Source organism: Coleofasciculus chthonoplastes PCC 7420 (assembly GCF_000155555.1).
Lineage (GTDB): Bacteria > Cyanobacteriota > Cyanobacteriia > Cyanobacteriales > Coleofasciculaceae > Coleofasciculus > Coleofasciculus chthonoplastes_A.
This window is the reverse complement of record NZ_DS989857.1, coordinates 43,208-63,161: the sequence shown is the minus strand read 5'-3', so window position 1 is coordinate 63,161 and position 19,954 is coordinate 43,208. Positions and strand designations below refer to the sequence as shown.

At 45.6% G+C, this 19,954-nt stretch carries 16 protein-coding genes; 6 read left to right on the top strand and 10 right to left on the bottom strand.

The window, feature by feature from the left end; all coding sequences use genetic code 11:
- Both atpD and MC7420_RS22230 read right to left on the bottom strand, forming a co-directional pair.
- Nucleotides 1-1,284: F0F1 ATP synthase subunit beta (gene atpD / locus MC7420_RS22235; protein WP_044208962.1), on the bottom strand; the 1,284-nt coding region annotated here is incomplete at its 3' end.
- A 216-nt stretch (nucleotides 1,285-1,500) separates the two neighbouring features.
- Complete coding sequence (locus MC7420_RS22230) at nucleotides 1,501-2,571, bottom strand: choice-of-anchor L family PEP-CTERM protein (RefSeq protein WP_044208959.1); 1,071 nt, start codon at nucleotides 2,569-2,571, stop codon at nucleotides 1,501-1,503.
- 394 nt (nucleotides 2,572-2,965) lie between these two features.
- On the opposite strand from MC7420_RS22230, the gene MC7420_RS22225 reads away from it, so the two are divergent.
- Nucleotides 2,966-3,523, top strand: a complete 558-nt coding sequence (locus MC7420_RS22225) for a hypothetical protein (protein WP_044208956.1) — start codon at nucleotides 2,966-2,968, stop codon at nucleotides 3,521-3,523.
- A gap of 164 nt (nucleotides 3,524-3,687) precedes the next feature.
- Here MC7420_RS22225 and MC7420_RS22220 read toward each other — a convergent pair whose 3' ends face one another.
- The 5 genes from MC7420_RS22220 to hemW all read right to left on the bottom strand — a co-directional run bounded on the left by MC7420_RS22220 (nucleotide 3,688) and on the right by hemW (nucleotide 10,668).
- Nucleotides 3,688-4,887 carry an HhoA/HhoB/HtrA family serine endopeptidase gene (locus MC7420_RS22220; RefSeq protein ID WP_044209060.1) on the bottom strand — a complete coding sequence of 400 codons (1,200 nt, stop codon included), beginning with the start codon at nucleotides 4,885-4,887 and terminating at the stop codon, nucleotides 3,688-3,690.
- Nucleotides 4,888-5,045: 158 nt separating this feature from the next.
- Entirely contained in the window at nucleotides 5,046-7,310 is a 2,265-nt protein-coding gene (locus tag MC7420_RS22215) for a CBS domain-containing protein (RefSeq protein WP_006103305.1), read from the bottom strand.
- A 338-nt stretch (nucleotides 7,311-7,648) separates the two neighbouring features.
- Nucleotides 7,649-8,608, bottom strand: coding sequence for a polyamine aminopropyltransferase (gene speE, locus MC7420_RS22210; RefSeq protein ID WP_006103182.1), 960 nt, complete (start codon nucleotides 8,606-8,608; stop codon nucleotides 7,649-7,651).
- 122 nt (nucleotides 8,609-8,730) lie between these two features.
- Nucleotides 8,731-9,126 (bottom strand): hypothetical protein, encoded by a 396-nt coding sequence (locus MC7420_RS22205; protein ID WP_006103219.1) that lies wholly within the window; start codon nucleotides 9,124-9,126, stop codon nucleotides 8,731-8,733.
- Between the two features lie 255 nt (nucleotides 9,127-9,381).
- Nucleotides 9,382-10,668, bottom strand: coding sequence for a radical SAM family heme chaperone HemW (gene hemW / locus MC7420_RS22200; RefSeq protein WP_044208953.1), 1,287 nt, complete (start codon nucleotides 10,666-10,668; stop codon nucleotides 9,382-9,384).
- Between the two features lie 413 nt (nucleotides 10,669-11,081).
- On the opposite strand from hemW, the gene MC7420_RS22195 reads away from it, so the two are divergent.
- The 5 genes from MC7420_RS22195 (at nucleotide 11,082) to MC7420_RS22175 (ending at nucleotide 16,817) form a co-directional block, all read left to right on the top strand.
- Complete coding sequence (locus MC7420_RS22195; RefSeq protein WP_006103287.1) at nucleotides 11,082-12,161, top strand: PIN/TRAM domain-containing protein; 1,080 nt, start codon at nucleotides 11,082-11,084, stop codon at nucleotides 12,159-12,161.
- A 444-nt stretch (nucleotides 12,162-12,605) separates the two neighbouring features.
- Nucleotides 12,606-12,827, top strand: coding sequence for a ferredoxin-thioredoxin reductase variable chain (locus tag MC7420_RS22190; protein WP_006103284.1), 222 nt, complete (start codon nucleotides 12,606-12,608; stop codon nucleotides 12,825-12,827).
- Between the two features lie 194 nt (nucleotides 12,828-13,021).
- The gene (locus tag MC7420_RS22185) at nucleotides 13,022-13,372 is read left to right on the top strand and encodes a hypothetical protein (protein ID WP_006103162.1); all 351 of its coding nucleotides are present in this window, start codon (nucleotides 13,022-13,024) and stop codon (nucleotides 13,370-13,372) included.
- A 215-nt stretch (nucleotides 13,373-13,587) separates the two neighbouring features.
- A complete protein-coding gene (locus MC7420_RS38390) occupies nucleotides 13,588-14,910 on the top strand; it encodes a hypothetical protein (RefSeq protein ID WP_006103192.1) in 1,323 nt (440 codons plus the stop codon).
- 194 nt (nucleotides 14,911-15,104) lie between these two features.
- On the top strand, nucleotides 15,105-16,817 hold the full coding sequence (locus tag MC7420_RS22175; RefSeq protein WP_006103295.1) for a helicase HerA domain-containing protein: 1,713 nt from the start codon (nucleotides 15,105-15,107) through the stop codon (nucleotides 16,815-16,817).
- A 625-nt stretch (nucleotides 16,818-17,442) separates the two neighbouring features.
- Here the strand turns inward: MC7420_RS22175 and MC7420_RS22165 are convergent.
- The 3 genes from MC7420_RS22165 to MC7420_RS22155 all read right to left on the bottom strand — a co-directional run bounded on the left by MC7420_RS22165 (nucleotide 17,443) and on the right by MC7420_RS22155 (nucleotide 19,840).
- The gene (locus tag MC7420_RS22165; protein WP_006103171.1) at nucleotides 17,443-18,009 is read right to left on the bottom strand and encodes a Uma2 family endonuclease; all 567 of its coding nucleotides are present in this window, start codon (nucleotides 18,007-18,009) and stop codon (nucleotides 17,443-17,445) included.
- A gap of 106 nt (nucleotides 18,010-18,115) precedes the next feature.
- Entirely contained in the window at nucleotides 18,116-18,463 is a 348-nt protein-coding gene (locus MC7420_RS22160; protein WP_006103111.1) for a translation initiation factor, read from the bottom strand.
- A gap of 168 nt (nucleotides 18,464-18,631) precedes the next feature.
- Entirely contained in the window at nucleotides 18,632-19,840 is a 1,209-nt protein-coding gene (locus tag MC7420_RS22155) for a NupC/NupG family nucleoside CNT transporter (RefSeq protein ID WP_006103106.1), read from the bottom strand.
- Between the last annotated feature and the right edge of the window lie 114 nt (nucleotides 19,841-19,954).

The following is a 19,954-nucleotide window of genomic DNA, read 5'->3' as shown; positions in this document are numbered from 1 at the left end:
CGCCACAAAGAAAGGCTGAGACAAGAAACGCTCAATCTTCCGCGCCCGGGCAACCGTCAGACGGTCATCTTCTGACAATTCATCTAAGCCCAGAATTGCAATAATATCCTGGAGTTCTTTGTAGCGCTGTAGGGTTGACTGAACCGCACGCGCCGTTTGGTAATGCTCTTCACCCACAATACTGGGTTGGAGCATGGTCGAAGTGGAATCCAATGGGTCTACCGCTGGGTAGATTCCCTTGGAGGCTAAAGCACGGGATAATACCGTCGTCGCATCAAGGTGAGCGAAGGTGGTTGCGGGTGCGGGGTCGGTTAAGTCATCAGCTGGGACATAGACCGCTTGAATCGAGGTAATTGATCCTTCTTTGGTTGAAGTAATCCGCTCTTGGAGTTGACCCATTTCTGTAGCCAATGTGGGCTGATATCCCACAGCCGAAGGCATCCGACCGAGGAGGGCGGATACTTCTGAACCCGCTTGCACAAACCGGAAGATATTATCGATGAACAATAGCACGTCTTGCTTGTTGACATCGCGGAAATGTTCCGCCATCGTCAGCGCCGCCAGACCGACACGCATCCGGGCACCGGGGGGTTCGTTCATCTGACCGTAGACCAGCGCTACTTTAGACTGGCTGAGATCTTCTTCGTTAATAACCTTTGACTCTTTAAATTCGTTGTAAAGGTCATTTCCTTCACGGGTGCGTTCGCCCACACCACCAAAAACTGATACACCACCGTGAGCTTTGGCAATGTTGTTGATCAGTTCTTGAATGATCACGGTTTTACCAACACCCGCTCCACCAAACAACCCAACTTTACCTCCGCGACGGTAGGGTGCCAGCAAGTCTACAACCTTAATCCCCGTTTCAAAAATCGACGGTTTGGTTTCCAGTTCGGTGAATTTAGGAGCCGAACGGTGAATCGGCGATCGCTCTTCGGTATTGACCGGACCCAATTCATCGACAGGCTCACCTAACACATTGAAAATTCGTCCCAGGGTAGCACCGCCTACGGGAACACTAATGGCGGTGCCAGTGTCTACAGCTTCCATCCCTCGAACTAAGCCGTCCGTACCACTCATGGCAACGGCTCGGACTTGGTTATCACCGAGTAACTGCTGCACTTCACAGGTTACGGCAACATCTTGTCCTGCTGCATTCTTACCTTCAATTCTCAAAGCATTGTAAATCCGGGGCATTTTGCCGCCAGGAAACTCAACATCGACAACAGGTCCGATGATTTGAGTAATAACGCCGGTGTTTGTTTTTTCTGTGGTGGCTACCATGCTTGCGTCTATTATATTCTGGGATAATGAGCGTGCTTCTGACTTCATAAAGCACTCAGGTGACAAAGGGCTTGCTATTTCTAGAAGCCCACACTATGCTCCATCGAGTCAGTCTGTGGATTTGTCACAGCTTAAGAGCTTAACAATACCGCTCTCTAGATTACCACTTATGGGTATCGCAAACCCAGTAGCCTGTTAGGAATTAGCTAATCGCATTCAGTGTTCTTGTAAGTGAGCTTTCTGTTTGCGTCTAATCATTGTCCGAACCCCTAAAGTTGCCACTCCCAGCAATCCGAGTAAGCCGGATGGTTCGGGCACACTCTGGGGTTCTGGGTCATCTGGGGGAAATAAAGTTCCAGGATCGGTTCCTGGATCAGTTACAGGGTCGTCTGAGGGGGATTGGGGTTCATCAGACGGATCATCATTGGGTTGAGGATTTATTTGTAATGGTTTTGTTCCGAGAGACTTGCCTTTGACGAAGACAGCCGAACTCAGTTGACCATCACCGTGATCGGCGACTTTAATCTCGATCGTATTTCTGGCATTTTTTATGAGCTGACCCTCAAAGGTCAACTTTTTGGTATACCCATCCAGCCTTGTATTCACACTCGAGTCTTTAGGATTATAGATAAAGTCAGGGTGGTACAACGTTTCGTCTGTCGGCTTAGGGACGAGATTATCAATCGTTACGAACTGACCATCGCTTAACAGAGCCAAGGACTCTTCATTCAGAAACATTTCAAAGGAGTCGTTGTATCCCTGACCGCCAAACTCAACAAACTCTTCTGAGCCAAAGACGTATTCAAAGAATACTTTGTCTACTGTGCTATCAGCATCAAAGCTCAACTCTAGAGTCAAGAAGTCTCCAGCTGTTCCTGCCTCACTCGGGTCGTCAACCGTCTTATCGAAACACTCCAAGTCCGTCACTTTAAAATCACAGCTTAAGTCCGCCTTAGGATCTTGAAAGTCAGGAACTCTTCCTCCATCTTCCGTATTGAGTCCGGGTAGCTCGTCAACTTTACCCGTACTTAAAACGATGCCCTCACCCAGACCAAAGGGATCGTCGCTGAAATCACCAAAAGCTTGATCATTGGTTCTCCCCAAATCATCGTAAACCGTCAAACCGAAATTACTCAGTCCAGTCGTATCCCCTAACAACACATCAAGTAAATCTTGAGCATTGCCACCGGGCGTAATTGTAAATGCCATCGCGGGCAGTCCCCACAAGCTCAGAAGAGCCGTTGTTGCAATAGTGGTCGTTGTCGTCTTGATTGGTAGAAGCCCCATTGTTTTTCCCTCCTTCAAGGAAAATAGTTGCACACTCGTCTAGTCCATTTCAAGCTTTATGGCTTGTCTTCACAGAAATAATACACTAATGTAAAGTTATGTTAAAGATCTACAATTAGAGAGTTTTCTTGTTATCCTCCATTTTACTATCTAAACAAAATAATTGAGGGATCGCCTCTAACGTTGAGCAGAAACCCATGGGGATCAGAAACCAACGGGAATTGTAATAGATTAGTATTTGCAGCCACCTTGTATGAGGAGTATTTGTGGAGGACGGCGGTTCAGTATTAAAACTGTATGCTAAAAAGACGTGATTTAGCACATTGATTTCCAATAGTAATATTTTATGTTAGTGCCTCGTGCAAGAAGGCAGAAATAAAACTACGTCACTATCATGCAGAAAGCAGTTATCATTTGTCCCGGTATTCACAATTCAAAGTTGACACAAGAGTTTTTATCTGGGTTACAACGCTGTGACTCTGGCAATGTAGGGCGTGTTCAACAAATGTTAATTTTTCCCAGCCACGAATATCCGGCATATTCAGCTATTCATATTTTGAACTATTTACAGCGTTATCTTACTCTAATGAACACCTCTGTTACTTTTATCAGTTTTAGTGCAGGAGTAGTTGGTGCGATTGGTGCAGCATGGGGATGGCAGATGCTTGGGGGAACCGTGAAAGCGCTGGTGGCGTTGGATGGGTGGGGTGTACCCTTATATGGAACGTTTCCTATTCATCGGCTGAGTCACGATTATTTTACCCACTGGAGTTCCGCCTTATTGGGAAGTGGTGACAGTCGTTTTTATGCTGACCCCCCAGTGGAGCATCTAAAATTATGGGAACAGCCAGATAGCTGTCAAGGGTGGGGGATACAACCCCTTAAGAATGGGAGAGAATGGCGACGTTATCTGACGGCGGCTGAGTTTGTGGTGCAACTCTTGCAGGATTAACCGTTTGTGGTAAGACTTGCTGCACAAACCGGAAACCCTTAAAAATAAAAGTGCAAAGGACGATTAAAGGTTCAGCAAATTTTAAGGCTTAATAGATAAAAACCATACAAGATAGCGAGCGAGACGCTCGCACTAACCCCAATCAGGATTAGTTGGGAAGGATGTCAATCTAATTGATTGACCGGAAACGCTCCCGGTTTTACGAGAATCGTTTTCGTTTTCCCCTGACGATTCACTTCAATATCAAGATTCGCTCCAACTTCACTCGCTTCTACTTCTTCTTGTACATCTGAAGCAGTTTTAATCGCTTTTCCGCCAACTTCTTGAATAATATCACCCGGTTCAAGACCCGCTTGTTGAGCTGGGGAATTAGGAACGACGCGGACGATTAAGACGCCCTGATCTTGAGTCACTTTTAAACCTGCATCTTGATCCTGATTAATTTCTTTGCGTAACTCTGGAGTCAGTGTAACCATCTGAATTCCAAGATAAGGATGGTCAACCCGACCTTTTTCAAAAAGCTGTTCAGCAATGCGTTGAGCGGTTTCAATGGGAATGGCAAAGCCCAATCCTTGAGCGTTGGCACGAATCGCCGTATTAATGCCAATAACTTCACCACTGGCATTTAATAATGGTCCGCCAGAATTTCCCGGATTAATTGCCGCATCCGTTTGAATAAAGCTGACTCGTTTTTCGGGAACACCAACCTGAGAACTGGATCGCCCCAAAGCGCTAATGATACCAACAGTTACTGTATTATCTAAACCCAGAGGATTCCCGATCGCGATCGCCCATTCCCCAGGAATCAACTCATCGGCTTTACCCAAGCGGACAGTGGGCAAATCTTCTGCCTCAATTTTAATAATCGCCACATCGGTTACCGGATCTGCCCCTAATACCCGACCCTCTAACGTCCGTCCATCTTTCAGGGTAACCTTGACGATATCCGCCCCGTCGATCACATGAGCATTGGTAATAATTCGCCCATCTGACTCCAGAATAAAACCCGATCCCGTCCCCCGTTCCACGCGAGGTTCCGGAACAGGCATCTCATTGCCAAAAAAGCGGCGGAAGAAGGGATTTCTAAAGGGTTCGGGAACATCTTGGCTGATCTGACGCGCCGCATCAATTCTCACCACCGCCGGTCCAACTTGCTCGACGGCTTGGGCAATAAAATTGAGATTGCCGGGAGCGGGACGGTTGGAGCGTTTTGGGGCTAAGGGTTCCAATACCGCCGGCACCGCTTCTGGAGGATTAACCCCTTGGGGTTCAGCCATAAGGTAGCGACTACCTAAAACCCCTGCTCCACCGCCTAAGCCTAGCAAGGTCAGATAAACGGTTAGCTGCTTTAATGATAAACTCATGGTCTTGGAAACGGGTAGTTTTTGCAGGGGGTGACAAGCGCGATCGCAACTCAGCATAATGGGCGAGTTGCTGCCTTTAATTGTACAACCTTCCTTTTCAGAGTGTCTTAGCTTCCCCAGCTCCCCCATCTCCCCCAACTCCCCCAGCTCTCTCTGCTCTATCCGTTTCTACTGGGAAAGGTCATCGATGCCTGATGATGCTGTCGCAGCGGAATTTCAATCACAAACTCACTGCCTTGCCCCGGTTCAGAATTACACTGAAGATATCCCCCATGTTTTTCCACGACAATCTGATAGCTAATCGATAACCCCAAACCCGTGCCTTTTCCGACAGGTTTAGTGGTGAAAAACGGATCAAATAGACGTTGACGCACCATCTCAGTCATCCCCGACCCATTATCCGCAATGCGAACCACCACCCATTGATTTACCCACGATGATTTTGCCTGGGATTTAGGACGCTTCACCTCTTTAATCGCGGTTTGAATCCCAATCGTGGGATAAGGACTAGAGGATTCTCCATTAGACAACTGAGCTTGAGCATTTAACTGTCTCAACTCTTCGAGCGCATCAATGGCATTACTCAGTAGATTCATAAACACTTGGTTGAGTTGTCCCGGATAACATTCCACCAAGGGTAAATCCCCATAGTCCTTCACCAACTGCACTTCAACTAGACCGGACGTCGCTTTAAGCTGATTTTGTAGAATCAACAACGTATTGTCTAATCCCTCATGCAAATCTACGGATTTCATTTCCGCTTGATCCAAGCGGGAGAAATTTCGCAACGACAGCACCAAGTTGCGAATGCGATCGGCACCCAGTTTCATGGAGTTAATCAGTTTAGGCAAGTCCGTTTTGACAAACTCTAAGTCAATGTCCTCGGTCGTTTCTTGAATTTCGGATACAGGCTGGGGATAATACTGCTCATAGAGTTCCAGCAAACCCATCACGTCCTGAACATACTGAGAAGCGTAAGCAATATTACCGTAAATAAAATTAATCGGATTATTAATTTCGTGAGCCACACCAGCAACCAGTTGTCCCAAAGACGACATTTTTTCGCTCTGAATCAACTGACTTTGATAAGAATGCAGTTGCTGGATCATGCGTGTGAGTTCGCGGGTTTGTTTTTTCAACTGGGCTTCACTTTGCCGCAGGGCTGTTTCTACCCGCTGGCGTTCTAGAATATCCTGTTGAAGCTGGACATTAGCTTGAGTAAGCTGGACTGTGCGCTGTTCAACTTGAATTTTCAATTGGTCATGAGATTTTTGCAGGGCTAACTCCGCTCGCTGACGCTCCCCAATTTCGTGGCGTAGCCGTTCATTCGTCTGGGCTAATTCCGAGGTTCGTTCTTCCACCGCCTGTTGCAGTAGTTCGATTACCCCATACATTTCCACGGGGTTAAGCACTTGCAGTAGGCTGGTTTGGGACACAATCCCCACTAATTCTCCCTGATTACCGCGAACAACCAACCGTCGCACCCGATGCTGCTGCATTTGCTCGTGGGCGAGCCACAAGGAATCCGAGGAACCCAGGCAAAATAGGGGTGTACTCATCACCTCTTGAGCATTCAGGCGCGATAAATCTAGTTCTAGTGCCTGAAACTGCACAATATCGCGTTCCGTGACAATACCCACGGGAATCAGGGACTGAGAATAAAGCATTGGATATGAGCAAGAGGCTTTAATCAAAGGAGCAGAACATCCGGCTGGCGTGAGGGCGTCTTGTTCTCCAGGCTGAATTTCCGAATCTCTGACTTGAGTAATCACCACGCAACTGACTTGATGCTCTGTCATGAGCTGGGCTAACTGTAGCACCGCTGTAGTTACGGGTGCATGAATCACCGCTGTGGTCATTACATCTTGCACACAGCGCAATCGCGTTAGCAGGTTAACGGGTTGCAGAGCTTTGCGAATACTCTCATGGGTGACAATTCCCATAAGTTGCCCTTGTTCATTGACAATCGGTAGGTGACGAATCCGATGCTGGCGTAAGAGTCCCAATGCGGTAAAGATATCGTGAGATGGTGATGGTTGCAGCGTAATCGCGGGTCGGGTCATAATTTCGGAAATATTGACCCGGCTTAAGGGAAGCCCCGCCGCTGCTAACCTAACAATATCGCGCTCAGTAAATACGCCCACCAGTCGCTCTCCCTCCATCACCAATACACAACCTGCTGCCGTATCCGCCACACCAAACACGGTGTCTTCTTCCTGAGACAGGCAGGAAATTTGTGGGAGATGCGCGGGGATGTGACTCATGTCAGTTCCTAACGCTTGGGTGGGTAACCGACAACTGCGAAATCGACTCATGAGCGCCAAGACATCCACCAGGGGGGTATCTGGTGCGACGGTCAAAAAATGAGCATCAATTGCTGGTTCTAGAGCTAAGGAATGAAACGGCAGACCACTAGGCTGCATGAGCAATGTCTCTGGGGTGAAGATCGGCGTAGCTGGGCAGAGTTATGGCAAAGGTCACTGATTCGCTCAAACTTGACAGATTGGCTTTGTTCGGGTAAATCGATTTGATAGCTATGACAACTATCTGCCTGCCAAGGAGAAGCATCAGCTAGGAAATATGAGAGTTGCACCCTGGAAGTCTTGAGAACTTCAGTTACTTGGTTTTACTGGCAATTTTACGCTGTTGTTTTCCTTTTTTCTGTCTATTTTTTTTAAGACTGCAACAAATCGTTACATTTACTGTAACAAAATTTTACATTTAGATCTCGTGGGTCAGGTAGGCATTCTCCGGCAGTTGATCACGATTGAGAGGATGATTGACTCAATGCCCCCTTACCAAAGAATTTTGGCGGTTCGTTTAAGGTATAGACTTGAGTTTCCGAGGCGATCGCACGACGGATATAGGCAGGGGTTTGTAACAGTCCTAATAACGCCACACCGTCGATTAGGCGCAAGCCCCCCGTGGTCTTGTCTTGCAGGTGTTGGTCAACGGTAGCCGGATTGGGTTGAGTGTCAATGGCTTGGGCAGACGCGATCGCAAATCCCCAGGGTTCACCGTAGGTGGGGGTAAAGCAACAATAGGAGTGTATATGTGGAAAAACAGTACTTAAGGTGTTCACTAGACGAGCATGGGTTTTGACCGCGAACGTTCCCACCGGTCCAGCTTGTAGGACTAAAAATCCATCCGGTTGGAGAACGCGCTGAACTTTCTCAAAAAACTCTTGGGTAAACAGCTTATAGGATGGTCCTTCTTCAATCGGATCAGACAGATCGGAGATGACAATATCCCACTGCTGTTCCATCTTGTCTAAAATCTCTAGAGCGTCACCAATAACCAGTTGAGTTCGAGGATCATCAAAGGCATTTTGATGCATTTCTGGCAAATGTTGTCGGCAAGCGTCCACAACCTCACCATCAATATCCACCATCATCACCTGCTCAACGGTTTTCCAGCGCAGGATTTCGCGTACCGTTGCTCCTTCACCCCCACCCAATACAAGAACACGACGCGGATTAGGGTGACTAATCATAGCGGGGTGAACCAGGGATTCATGGTAAATAAACTCATCCCCTGTACAGGATTGCCATTTTCCGTCTAAAACTAAAGCTTTACCATAGGCTCCTGTTTCTACAATATACATTTCCTGATAGGCTGTTTTTTTATAAGCTAAAACCTTGGTAATCCCGTGAACATAGATATCCCAAGGCGTGATATACTCGCTTATCCACAAATCGGCATCAACCTGACTACCAGCCATACAGCCCCCTCCTTCCTAATTACAGTACACAGATCGTCATTATTACAGAAAGATGCAATCGAAAACAGGCAATGGGGGGAACTTCAGGTTAAACTTTAGCTGATTCCACTTTAGCCAACGCTCTAAGCCGCATCGAACAATGTCAGAATTTGTTTGAAGATAGGTTCATCGGCGCGAGTTTGTAGAATAGCGCCAGCTAATTCAATAAATTTATGATCTTTTTGGTTGTTATGTTCAATCAATTTACTGGCTGGATGAAACGTCAGATCATCAGTTTGTAATTCATTCGTTTTTCCCGTTTGTAAACCCAAAAAACCCGGTTTCCAGGAGATCGATTTACCCCGCAAGGTAAATTGAAACCACTCAATTTTGCCGTGGCGAAGTTCTACCACTACATCAAAATAAGGCTCACCTCCTTGATACCAAACTTTGGTAATCCCCTCTTTCGCTGGGCTTAATATCCCCGGATCGATCTGTCTGAGGGAAGCTCCTAATCGTTTAATTTCATCTTGATCCATCTGCGTCACGAGTTTGGGTCTCAGCTCCCTGGTATGTCCGCATGAAGGTAAGCTGATCGCTAAAACTATATACTGGATACGCCAATATCGCCAATGACTCCGGACTTCTAGGTAAACAGAGAAAATTTGCCCCAGGCTATAAATTGATTGATGAGAAGCGCGATCGCCTCACCTGAGAATTGTAGACCTTTTGCGCCGCCACCCTTGGTGAAACGTTCAAAGGGAAACGTTGCGAGGGTTGATTGGTGTCCCAGCTTAACCTTCACCTATCTCTTTAAATATATCTGCAAGAATCGTATTGGAAAATAAGAAGCCGTTGGGGTCACTCAATCTGATCCGTCCACTGATGGGTCTGTTTGAGACTGCTTGCATATCGATAACGCTTCCATCAGGAGTTACTATTGTGATCCAACCTTTGTCAACCGATGGCTGTAAACTTCGCCAAATCCTTTCTATCAGGGTTTCACCAAATTTTTCCCTCAACGCGGATAGACTCAAACCGTCTGCCAGACGCAATCCTAACATGACGGTTTCTAAGAGGATGTCAGTGGTACGACTTAGGGGAGAATCAAGGACGCCTCCTGCCTGGATAAATTGTTCTACCCAAGCATAATACTCTCGTCGGGTGCGGGGTCGCGTAAACCGCCGCGCCTGGATATAACTAGCCGCCCCCATACCAAATCCATAAAAAGGACGGTTTTCCCAATACACCCGATTATGTCGGCATTGATGAGTTGGTAAAGCATAGTTGGATATCTCATAATGTTCATACCCGGCATCAGTAAGGAGTTGCTGGGCAAGGCGGTACATTTGAGCTGTGGTTTCGTCAGTCGGTAAGGGAGAAATGCCGGGGCTGTATTGCCGTCCAAAGGCGGTGACGGGTTCTATAGTCAGGTCATAGCAGGAGATATGGGTAGGGGCAAGCTGAATGGCGGCGGCTAGGGATTCCTGCCACTGTTCTAAGGTTTGAGTGGGCAATCCAGAAATCAAATCTAAACTCCAGTCGGGAACCTCTACTTGGCGGAGCAACTCAACGGCGGTGAAGATATGATTAAGCTGGTGCGATCGCCCACAAATGCCTAATAGTTCATCCTGAAAGGCTTGAACTCCCAGGCTGACTCGATTCACGCCCGCATCCCGGTATCCTTTGATCTGCGACAAGTCGAATGTGCCTGGGTCTATTTCCATGGAAATCTCAGCATCGGTAGTTATGCCAAACTGCTGTGCTAAGGTATCCAGAATGCGGTTTAACTGTTGAGTGGATAACAGAGAGGGGGTGCCACCACCAAAGAAAATGGTTGAGAGAGAACAAGTTGAGGCTGGTGTTGTTTGAATTTCTTGAGCTAAGACCTCAACATATTCCTCAATCGTGCCGGACGTACTGCCTCTGGCTTTATCGCCGACTACAGATACAGGAAAGTCACAGTAGTAGCAGCGGCGTCGGCAGAAGGGGATATGGATGTAGGCGGAATGGGCAATTCCCATCTCGATGATTTTCTCAGATTTCTCAGATTTCTCAGATTTGTTTGAAAAATTTAACATTTTAGGCGGAAAATTGGCGAATAATTCTTAACGTATGATTGACAAGTAGTAGATCGATGGAAATAAACAAAACAAAATTACGTTTTGTAAATGTTATTTAATTTATGCTCACCAAGGATATCCGAATTATGAGTTATGAAGCTGAATCTCCTGTTCCCTGACCCCTAATGATCCTCACCATTTATGCTGACAGACTTATTAGTTCAAGGTATTTTTAGAAAAAATCTGGAGTCATTAACAAAAAAAGGCTAGAACTGTACTCGCTTATACGAAAAACTGAAGATTTGAGCTAAGCCGATAGGTATAGGAAAACAAAATGGAGGGAAAGATATAATAAATGTGATTAACCTCTATCATTATAAATCTTGAATAGAATCGAAAGATTTGCCAGATAAACCACTTGGATTGGAACCATGCTTGATTTTGTCATTATTCTTTTATTCATCCTAGGAGGAGCAGGTGTAGGGTTCGACATTGTTGAACTGCTTCCGCCTTCCGTGCAAGAACAGATTACCAATCTGGAGGCGCTGCGCTGGATTTTAGCCAGTTTTACCGCCATTATCGGTTTTGCGGTTGGGTTAACGGTGCAGGTGACCTATCGTCGTTTGGAAAAGCAGGTACGCCAACTGCCAATTGAGGTAATTTTAACCCGGGCAGTCGGTTTGGTGTTGGGGCTGCTGTTAGCGAATTTAATGCTAGCCCCGATTTTCTTTCTACCTTTTCCCTCGGAGTTTGCCTTTATCAAGCCCCTGGCGGCAATTTTGGGCAGTGTGATGTTTGCCTTTCTGGGAATCAGTTTGGCAGATACCCACGGTCGGACTTTTTTGCGACTGATTAATCCAAACAGCTTGGACACGATGTTGGTCGCAGAAGGGACGCTCAAACCAGCGACGAGTAAGGTACTCGACACCAGTTGTATTATCGATGGTCGCATTGAGGAACTGTTGAATACAGGGTTTGTCGAGGGTCAACTCCTCATTCCCCAGTTTGTGTTGCAAGAGTTACAGCAGTTAGCCGATGCAGCGAATGATCAAAAGCGGATTCGGGGACGGCGTGGGTTAGATATTCTCAAAGCTATGCAAACCGCTTATCCGGAACGCCTGATTATTCACCCGGCTGATTATGAGGATATTCAGACAGTGGATGCCAAATTGGTTCGGTTGACTCAGGAAATTAATGGCACGCTTTTGACGAATGACTACAATCTGAGTAAAGTGGCTAATTTGCAAAAAGTCCCGGTACTCAATGTCAATGATCTGGCTCACGCTGTACGTCCAATTTATCTGCCGGGTGATAGCCTGGAACTGAAAATTCTCAAGGAGGGGAAAGAACCCTCTCAAGGCGTAGGTTATCTAGACGATGGCACGATGGTGGTTGTGGAAGAAGGACGTAACCACCTCGGCGCTGAAATGCGAGTTGTGGTCACCTCGGCTTTACAGACATCTGCTGGACGGATGATTTTTGCTCGTCCTCAAGCATCTGTGGCGGCGTAAACATAAGAATTGGCTGCGGTTGAGGTGGCTACAGGTCTGAAAACGGTGCTGGAAAATCAGCACCGTTTTTGATCAGTTGCCAAACTAATCTCTAGGAAAGAACCTTGCTGTGTAAAAATGGTTTAGGATTGCCAGAGTAATTTCTGGCAAGATATAGGCTGTTTAAGAGAAAACGAGCTTTTTGTGTCAGGAACCCCACGGCTGTAAGCCAGGGGCTTGAAAAAAGCCCAAACCTGACCAGCCTAAAGCCTCGACCGCGCTCGGACTTCGGTGTGAGCGCTCAGTCAAATTTAAATATTGCAGTCGTGTACACGGGAAGGATGGATACCAATACAGCTTCTCTGGGAAGCCCTGTCGGGCTGCTGTTTATGTAAGAGGGCGAATTCTTCCATAAGCATAAATGACAGGGGTTTCCATCCGCCCCCTTACTAACCGTAATTTTCGATGAAAGTTGGCGATCGCGTTCGAGTTAAGACATCTGTTATTGTTTACCACAATCCTGCCCACCGGAATGAGCCGTTTGATATCAAGGGTATGGAAGGCGAAGTCATGGCTATCGTTACAGAATGGCAAGGGCGACCCGTGAGCGCTAACTTACCGATTCAGGTTAAATTTGATAAAAAGTTTCGCGGTCACTTCCGGGAAGATGAGTTAGAAGTTGTTTGACCACCATTTTAACCTTGCCAAGCTAGTAGGGTGGGTTTCGACTTCGCTCAACCCACCAGCCTTAAGTCAGTCGCATTCATTTTGAATCTACTGGTTTTGCATTTTGAGCTATAACCCCATCTTGGGATCATCATCCTCTATGTAGATTTCAGCTATTTCACACCTGGGTAAACTACCAAGGTGGGGATACTTCATTGAAAATTTTACAGCTATTCCAACCATGCGATCGCGTTATTGGGTTACCTGGTGGAACAGATATTAGGTCGTCCTTAAATCTAGTCTTCCTGATTGGTTTACCCCTGTCACTCTGGCTGATCGGCGTCTGGAAGTTAGTCTATGGCGTTCTCCCTGTCGCGATCGCATTCTTATGTCTTCCTGTGTTAACGGCTTTGGCTACCCTGGGATTACTGGCTTTTGCCGTGTTAGCTTGGAAAAATCACGATTGGTCTTTTGGGGCGCGATCGCATTATTCTGTGATCACATTAACCGCCTTAGTTTTTATTGGGGTGTTGGCGTACTGGAATTTACTCGGATTTCAATTCTAATCTTGAAGTCCCGATTCCCTTTTTCCTTAACATCTGTCGCCAGAAATCGGCAAGTCTATTTTTCTGACGTTTTATTGGGAAATGTAAAAAAATATCACAAAACGGGGCATTTTACGTAAAAGCAGCCGCGAAATTTAGAGTCACTTGTGAAGGTTCTTTGGTGTCTGCTGATCACTTCAATCTAATCTGAACGTACCCCAATTGGAGACAGGGCTATGGCTGAGCCAAACACGTTAAAGCTCGCTAAACAAGGTAATCCGAAAGCAATTGCAGCAATGATTAACCGCTCACTGCGAGCCAAGCATATCATCGCCAAGGTTAATCGCAAAGACGATTGTTTGCAAGTCTTGGTGGAATCAGCGCAAGTTCCCAACCAAAAGGCGATGGTTTCTTTTATTCGTCAGGGTTTAACCAAGCTAGGCGTTGAGACGATTAAAACGGTGCAAGTTTATGGGCGTCAGCAAGGACAAGACTCTTTTGCTTGGAATCAAAGCTTTGATATAGAATCCTCACCTCCTCAAGTCGCAGACGTTCACGATTCCGATCCTGATTTAAATCTGTATCACACTCCCACCGATGTGGCTTCTGACAATGATATATCCTCGGATGTTGATGATATTAAATCCTCTGTTTCAGAACCACCACCAGGTTCAAATTTTGCCAAAGTTCCTCGTCATGCTGCTGCTGAAGGATATACATCCTCACAGACTAGACAACCAAGCGATAATGCCTCACACCGTAGCACTCACTCCAGCCGTTCCCAACCTCGCCAACCCATGAAACCCTTAAGTGTAGGGAATGTGGTTAGTGCGGGTCTGCGTTTGTATCGCGATCGCTTCAAATTATATTTTGGTCTGGCATTTCAGGCATTTTTGTGGGGAATAGTACCGATTTATGGATGGGCAAAATTATATCAAATCCAGGGTATTATTTCACGTCATGCCATCAGTGAATTTGCTGAACAACCGGAAACTATTGAGAGCATTCGCAATCAGCTTGATCGGAAAATGTGGGATTTCTGGACAGCTCAAATTTTAATTGGTTTGATTGCTTTTGCAGTAAATTTTGGTTTGTCGATAGTCTCAGGAATCATCGTGGGAATAGCATCAAGCCTAGAAGCTATCATTAACTTAGTTACTCTCGGCATTTACCTCTGGGTTTATGCCCACTTCTTTATTACTGAGTTACCGTTAGCCGTAGAAGGAAATATAAAGCCCAAAGCTGCCATTAACCGCAGTTGGGAATTAAGCAAGGGATTTGTGTCCAATATTATGGGGATAATTGCCGTTGCAACTCTAATCACAATACCTCTAGGATTAATCGTCTTCATTCCTATACTGATAACGATTCCCACTGTATTGATTAATCCATCGCCAGAGGCGTTAATTACTGCATTAGGAATGTTAGTGCCGTTACTCGTTATTTCCTTTGCCTGTATGGGTCTTTTAGTCATGCCATTTTGGCAGATTATTAAAGCACTCATTTACTATGATCTCCGCAATCGCCGGGAAGGAACAGGTTTACAGCTACACCATTGATCCAACCGCTATAGGGTGCATCGTTTGTGTGACGAGACAAAGACAAAAAAGAAGATAATACTGACAAAACAAATCGTGAATCATCGGGTTTTCTTCAAAAAATTGCTAATTTACCCCTTAAATCCAAGGAAAACCCCCTATAACCCAGAAGAGAACGATAAGATAGGCTTGGCTTCGTTCAAACCCTAGCAGTGATGGATGTAGATAAACCCTTAGGTTCAGTCATTCAAGGTTCTCTCTCTGGCGGATTGGAAGTGCGATTGGAGGCGGATGTCTCCGTCGAAGATATGCGCGTGGGTAAGTTTCTGGTGGTTCAAGGGATGCGATCGCGCTTTTTCTGTATGCTGACGGATGTGGCGCTAGGAACCTCCAGTCAGCGGATTTGGGCGAATCCTCCCCATCCCAACGATAGCTTTTTACGCGAGGTTCTTGCCGGAAGTGGCACGTTTGGGACAATCAATTTAACTCCGATGCTAATGTTCACGCCAACGGAGGGAAAACGGGAGACATCCAACCTGAACCTGAATGGTAAAAGTCCTTTAGCGTCGTTTCAACCGCAAAGTAGTGAGGACATGGAATTGCTTCCCGTGAAAACAATTCCCAGTCACTTCTCCCAAGTCTATGATGCCAGTGAACGAGATTTCCGGGCGGTGTTTGGCTGGGAAGATGACCCCCATCGACGGAATTTTTCGGTGGGTCAACCCCTTGACATGGACGTGCCAATATGCTTAGACCTGGATCGGTTTGTGGAACGCAGTAATGGTGTGTTTGGCAAATCGGGAACCGGGAAATCTTTTCTGACTCGCTTATTATTATCCGGGATTATTCGCAAGCAAGCGGCGGTTAATTTAATCTTCGATATGCACTCCGAATATGGATGGGAAGCGGTATCAGAAGGAAAACAATTTAGTACCGTTAAAGGATTACGCCAACTCTTTCCCAATCAAGTCCAAGTTTATACCCTTGACCCGGAATCCACCCAACGCCGAGGAATTCGAGACGCCCAAGCCATGTATCTCAGTTACGATCAAATTGAAGTTGAAGATATTATGCTAGTGCGCGGGGAGTTAAACCTATCTGAGGCGAGTCTGGAAAATGCGATTATTCTCCGCAACGAGTTTGGCAAAACCTGGATTACGCAACTCCTGAATATGACGAATGAAGATATTCAGATATTTTGCGATGAGAAGCGGGGAAATAAATCTTCAATTATGGCATTACAGCGCAAGTTACTGCGTTTAGATGAATTGAAGTACATGCGGAGTGCTTGTCCCCAAAATTATATTGACCAGATTCTGCAATCCTTGGATGCGGGGAAGCATGTGGTGGTGGAATTTGGCTCGCAATCGAATATGCTCTCCTATATGTTAGCCACGAATGTGATGACGCGCCGCATTCATGGTAAATATGTGCGGAAGGCGGAGAAATTTCTGCAAAGCAAAAATCCATGCGATCGCCCGCACCCATTGGTGATTACGATTGAAGAGGCGCACCGTTTCCTAGATTCAGCCACAGTACGTCAAACCATCTTTGGCATTATCGCCCGCGAGATGCGGAAATATTTCGTTACATTACTGATTGTCGATCAGCGTCCATCGGGGATTGATAATGAAGTAATGTCCCAGGTTGGCACCCGGATTACCTGTTTACTGAATGATGACAAAGACATCGAGGCTATCTTCACCGGAGTTTCAGGGGGACAAAGTTTGCGATCGGTGTTAGCTAAATTAGATTCCAAACAACAGGCATTAATATTAGGACACGCCGTACCCATGCCCGTTGTAGTACGAACTCGTCCTTATGATCAAACATTCTACACAGAAATTGGTGAACCCTCTTGGGATGAAAAGTCAGATGAAGAAGTATTTGCCGCTGCCGATTCTGCCAAAGCCGATTTAGGCTTTTAAACTAGGTTCGTCGTTGCGCTGTCTTCGCCCTAAACGTCGAAACTCCCCATTCCCAAATAAGTTTGTAGTTGCGCTTCAGCGCCATAAGTAGTCGGACAAAAGAAAACGACAACCCATTTAACGAATATTACTCGAATATTCGCGATGGAATTCCTTATAAATAATCCTTAATATCTTTTACCGGTCTTCCATATCTTCAAATTGATCTGATACGCGGCTTTAATCTCAGAGTTTGAAAAAATAGTTTTTTGGTTAGATAGATATTCCTTAACCAAGGCGAGAGTAATTACCGGGAAAATAACCTTAGTTTGTGAGCGCTTCAACATCATATTGATGTTGTTTTTGCAAAAATTTTCGTCATTCATGAGATTATCGTAATCTGTTCGGCATTTAAACCTTAATATCAGTAATGGCGAAAGCCTTGTAGTGCGAGCATCTTGCTCGCTACTAATACCCAATTTAAATGCATGACAGCTTAATCAGCCGCTTTAACCCTCCTTTAGTTTAAGCTAAAAGCGAAAGTCGTCTTAAGATAACGGGATAAGACATCTAGTCCATTTTAATGGACTTCAGCTATTAGCCCGGAGTTTGAACTCTGGGCTGATGAGCAGGGCGAAAATTTTAATTAAAAATCTACATCTTCATAAAGCGCAACAAAGGTTACTGTGAAACCAATACTTTCGAGTTTAAATTCTTGCTGTATAGGAGTATAAAACTGCAACACCCATAGCCCTTCATCATTGCGGTGAAAGCAATCAACTCGTTGCCGTTTGGTATTAATTAATACATAGTCACGGAGACTTTCCAATTCCTGATAGTCAGCAAATTTATCACCTCGATCAAATGCTTCAGTCGAATCCGATAAAACTTCAACAATCAGAGTCGGGAATCGCTTATACGTTGAGGTTTCTTGATCTCGTGGATCACAAGTAACAATAACATCAGGATAATAGAACCGATTTAACGATTCTATGCGGGCTTTCATATCGGAAATATAGACTCGACAACCCGAACCTCGGACATGACTACGGAGTAGAGCAAAAAGATTTCCAGCAATCGTAACATGAGAGTCATTGGCTCCAGCCATAGCATAGATTTGCCCATCAATATATTCATGTTTTATTGGACTCTGTTCTTCCATTGTCAGGTATTGGTCAGGTGTAAGATAAGGATGTTGAGGAGAAGCAATCATCGTAATTTTTTTATAAAATGTTTTCCATAGTATAGCAAATGTAGGGGCGCAAGCCTTGCGCCCCCAACTAATTAGATACACTGACTACAACATTTTTCAAAAGACGCTAACCGCCACTAATTTTGGCTTTATACCCCAACTGCGTCAAAATTTCCAGCAATTTTTGAGCATGATCCCCTTGAATTTCCAAGGTATCATCTTTAACCGTGCCACCACTACCACATTTAGTTTTAAGCTGTTTGAGAAGTTGGGTTAAGGTATCGGGTTTACATTGAAAACCAGTAATCACTGTCACTGTTTTACCCTTGCGCCCCTTGCGAGACGCTTGAACGCGCAAGTTTTGCTGATTGGGCGGAAGTTCTTGGACTCCGCGTTCCGTAGCCGCCGAATTACTACCAAATTCTTGGTAAGCTACGCGCTTTTGGGAGGAATTAGAAGATTTGCGTTTAGACATAGTGTTTAAATCGTTTTGTTCAATTATCGGTGTGGAGGGCGGGTTTTGTTGTTCATTTATCGGTGAAATATGAATTTAGTCCCTAAACCCGCCCCTACAGTGGCTTATTCAATTATTGGTGTGGAGGGCAGGTTTTAAGGAAAGACGTGCCATGTTATTTGATGATTTTTACAATAACATTCCAGCAATACAAGCGGTCATAAAACAAGCGAGTGTTCCGCCAATTAATGCTCGCACGCCTAACCGTGCTAAATCAGGTTGCCGATTTGGTGCGATTCCGCCAATTCCACCCAGTTGAATTCCAATTGAACCGATATTGGAAAAGCCACACAAGGCGTAAGTGGCAATAATAATTGACCGTTCCGATAGCTGAGATTGCTCAATCAATGCTTTGAGATCCAGATAAGCAATAAATTCATTCAAAATCGTCTTTTTTCCTAACAAAATTGCCACCTGACCACAATCTGACCAAGGAACACCCATTAACCACGCCACAGGAGCCAAAATAATCGCTAAAATTGATTCTAGCGTGAGCTGGGGTAGTCCAACTAATCCACCCAACCACCCCAAAATGCCGTTCACCATGGCTAACAGTCCCAAGAATGCAATCAACATTGCTGCTACATTGGCGGCTAATTTTAACCCATCCAGCGCCCCTGTCGCCGCCGCATCAATCCCATTCACTGTTGTCGGCTTCACCTCCAGGGTAATTTTCCCGGCGGTTTTCGAGGACTCTGTTTCCGGATACAAGAGTTTAGAAATGGCTAAAGCGGCTGGTGCAGACATCACCGAAGCAGCGATGAGATGTTCGGGAGGAATTCCAAAGGAAATATAAGCCGCCAAGACACCCCCAGCTACAGTGGCAAATCCCCCTGTCATTACCGCGTGCAACTCAGAAAGCGTCATTGTGGATACATACGGTTTGACTAATAGCGGGGCTTCCGTTGAACCGACAAAGATATTCGCTGCTGCACTCAGGGTTTCTGCGCCCGATGTTTTCAAGGTTTTGAACATTACCCAAGCGACTGCCTTAACCACCTGCGGCAAAATTTTATAGTGATAAAGAATCGTGATGAAAGACGAGAAAAAGATAATTGTCGGTAGGACTTTGAAGGCAATAAAGCGCTCCTCTAAATTTTCACCCAAAACAAACTTTGCCCCAGCATCAGAGAAATCCAGAAACTGAGTCACTAACTGCCCTAAAAACTCAAAGACAACCAACCCTGGTGCTGTCCTGAGAATTAACACCGCCAGAATTAATTGCAAGGCAATACCCCATAATACAGGTTGCCAGCGAATCCCCCGCCGATTGACAGATAAAACGTAGCCTAAGCCGATGAATACCAGCAGCCCCAAGGCAGAAATTAAGCGTTCCATAGTATTTCTCTGACCAAAAAATAGAGATATCCAAAAAAGTCGTCTATACTTAAGGTTTACTCATTGGATTTGACAGGTTTAATCCTAAGTCATTTCGTGGCGATCGCAGAAAAA

What these genes read in the sequence shown, in the direction of transcription:
- MC7420_RS22230 (WP_044208959.1), bottom strand. Translation starts at nt 2,571, where the DNA reads ATGGGGCTTCTACCAATCAAGACGACAACGACCACTATTGCAACAACG.
- MC7420_RS22225 (WP_044208956.1), top strand. Translation starts at nt 2,966, where the DNA reads ATGCAGAAAGCAGTTATCATTTGTCCCGGTATTCACAATTCAAAGTTG.
- MC7420_RS22220 (WP_044209060.1), bottom strand. Translation starts at nt 4,887, where the DNA reads ATGAGTTTATCATTAAAGCAGCTAACCGTTTATCTGACCTTGCTAGGC.
- MC7420_RS22215 (WP_006103305.1), bottom strand. Translation starts at nt 7,310, where the DNA reads ATGCAGCCTAGTGGTCTGCCGTTTCATTCCTTAGCTCTAGAACCAGCA.
- speE (WP_006103182.1), bottom strand. Translation starts at nt 8,608, where the DNA reads ATGGCTGGTAGTCAGGTTGATGCCGATTTGTGGATAAGCGAGTATATC.
- MC7420_RS22205 (WP_006103219.1), bottom strand. Translation starts at nt 9,126, where the DNA reads ATGGATCAAGATGAAATTAAACGATTAGGAGCTTCCCTCAGACAGATC.
- hemW (WP_044208953.1), bottom strand. Translation starts at nt 10,668, where the DNA reads ATGTTAAATTTTTCAAACAAATCTGAGAAATCTGAGAAATCTGAGAAA.
- MC7420_RS22195 (WP_006103287.1), top strand. Translation starts at nt 11,082, where the DNA reads ATGCTTGATTTTGTCATTATTCTTTTATTCATCCTAGGAGGAGCAGGT.
- MC7420_RS22190 (WP_006103284.1), top strand. Translation starts at nt 12,606, where the DNA reads ATGAAAGTTGGCGATCGCGTTCGAGTTAAGACATCTGTTATTGTTTAC.
- MC7420_RS38390 (WP_006103192.1), top strand. Translation starts at nt 13,588, where the DNA reads ATGGCTGAGCCAAACACGTTAAAGCTCGCTAAACAAGGTAATCCGAAA.
- MC7420_RS22175 (WP_006103295.1), top strand. Translation starts at nt 15,105, where the DNA reads ATGGATGTAGATAAACCCTTAGGTTCAGTCATTCAAGGTTCTCTCTCT.
- MC7420_RS22165 (WP_006103171.1), bottom strand. Translation starts at nt 18,009, where the DNA reads ATGATTGCTTCTCCTCAACATCCTTATCTTACACCTGACCAATACCTG.
- MC7420_RS22160 (WP_006103111.1), bottom strand. Translation starts at nt 18,463, where the DNA reads ATGTCTAAACGCAAATCTTCTAATTCCTCCCAAAAGCGCGTAGCTTAC.
- MC7420_RS22155 (WP_006103106.1), bottom strand. Translation starts at nt 19,840, where the DNA reads ATGGAACGCTTAATTTCTGCCTTGGGGCTGCTGGTATTCATCGGCTTA.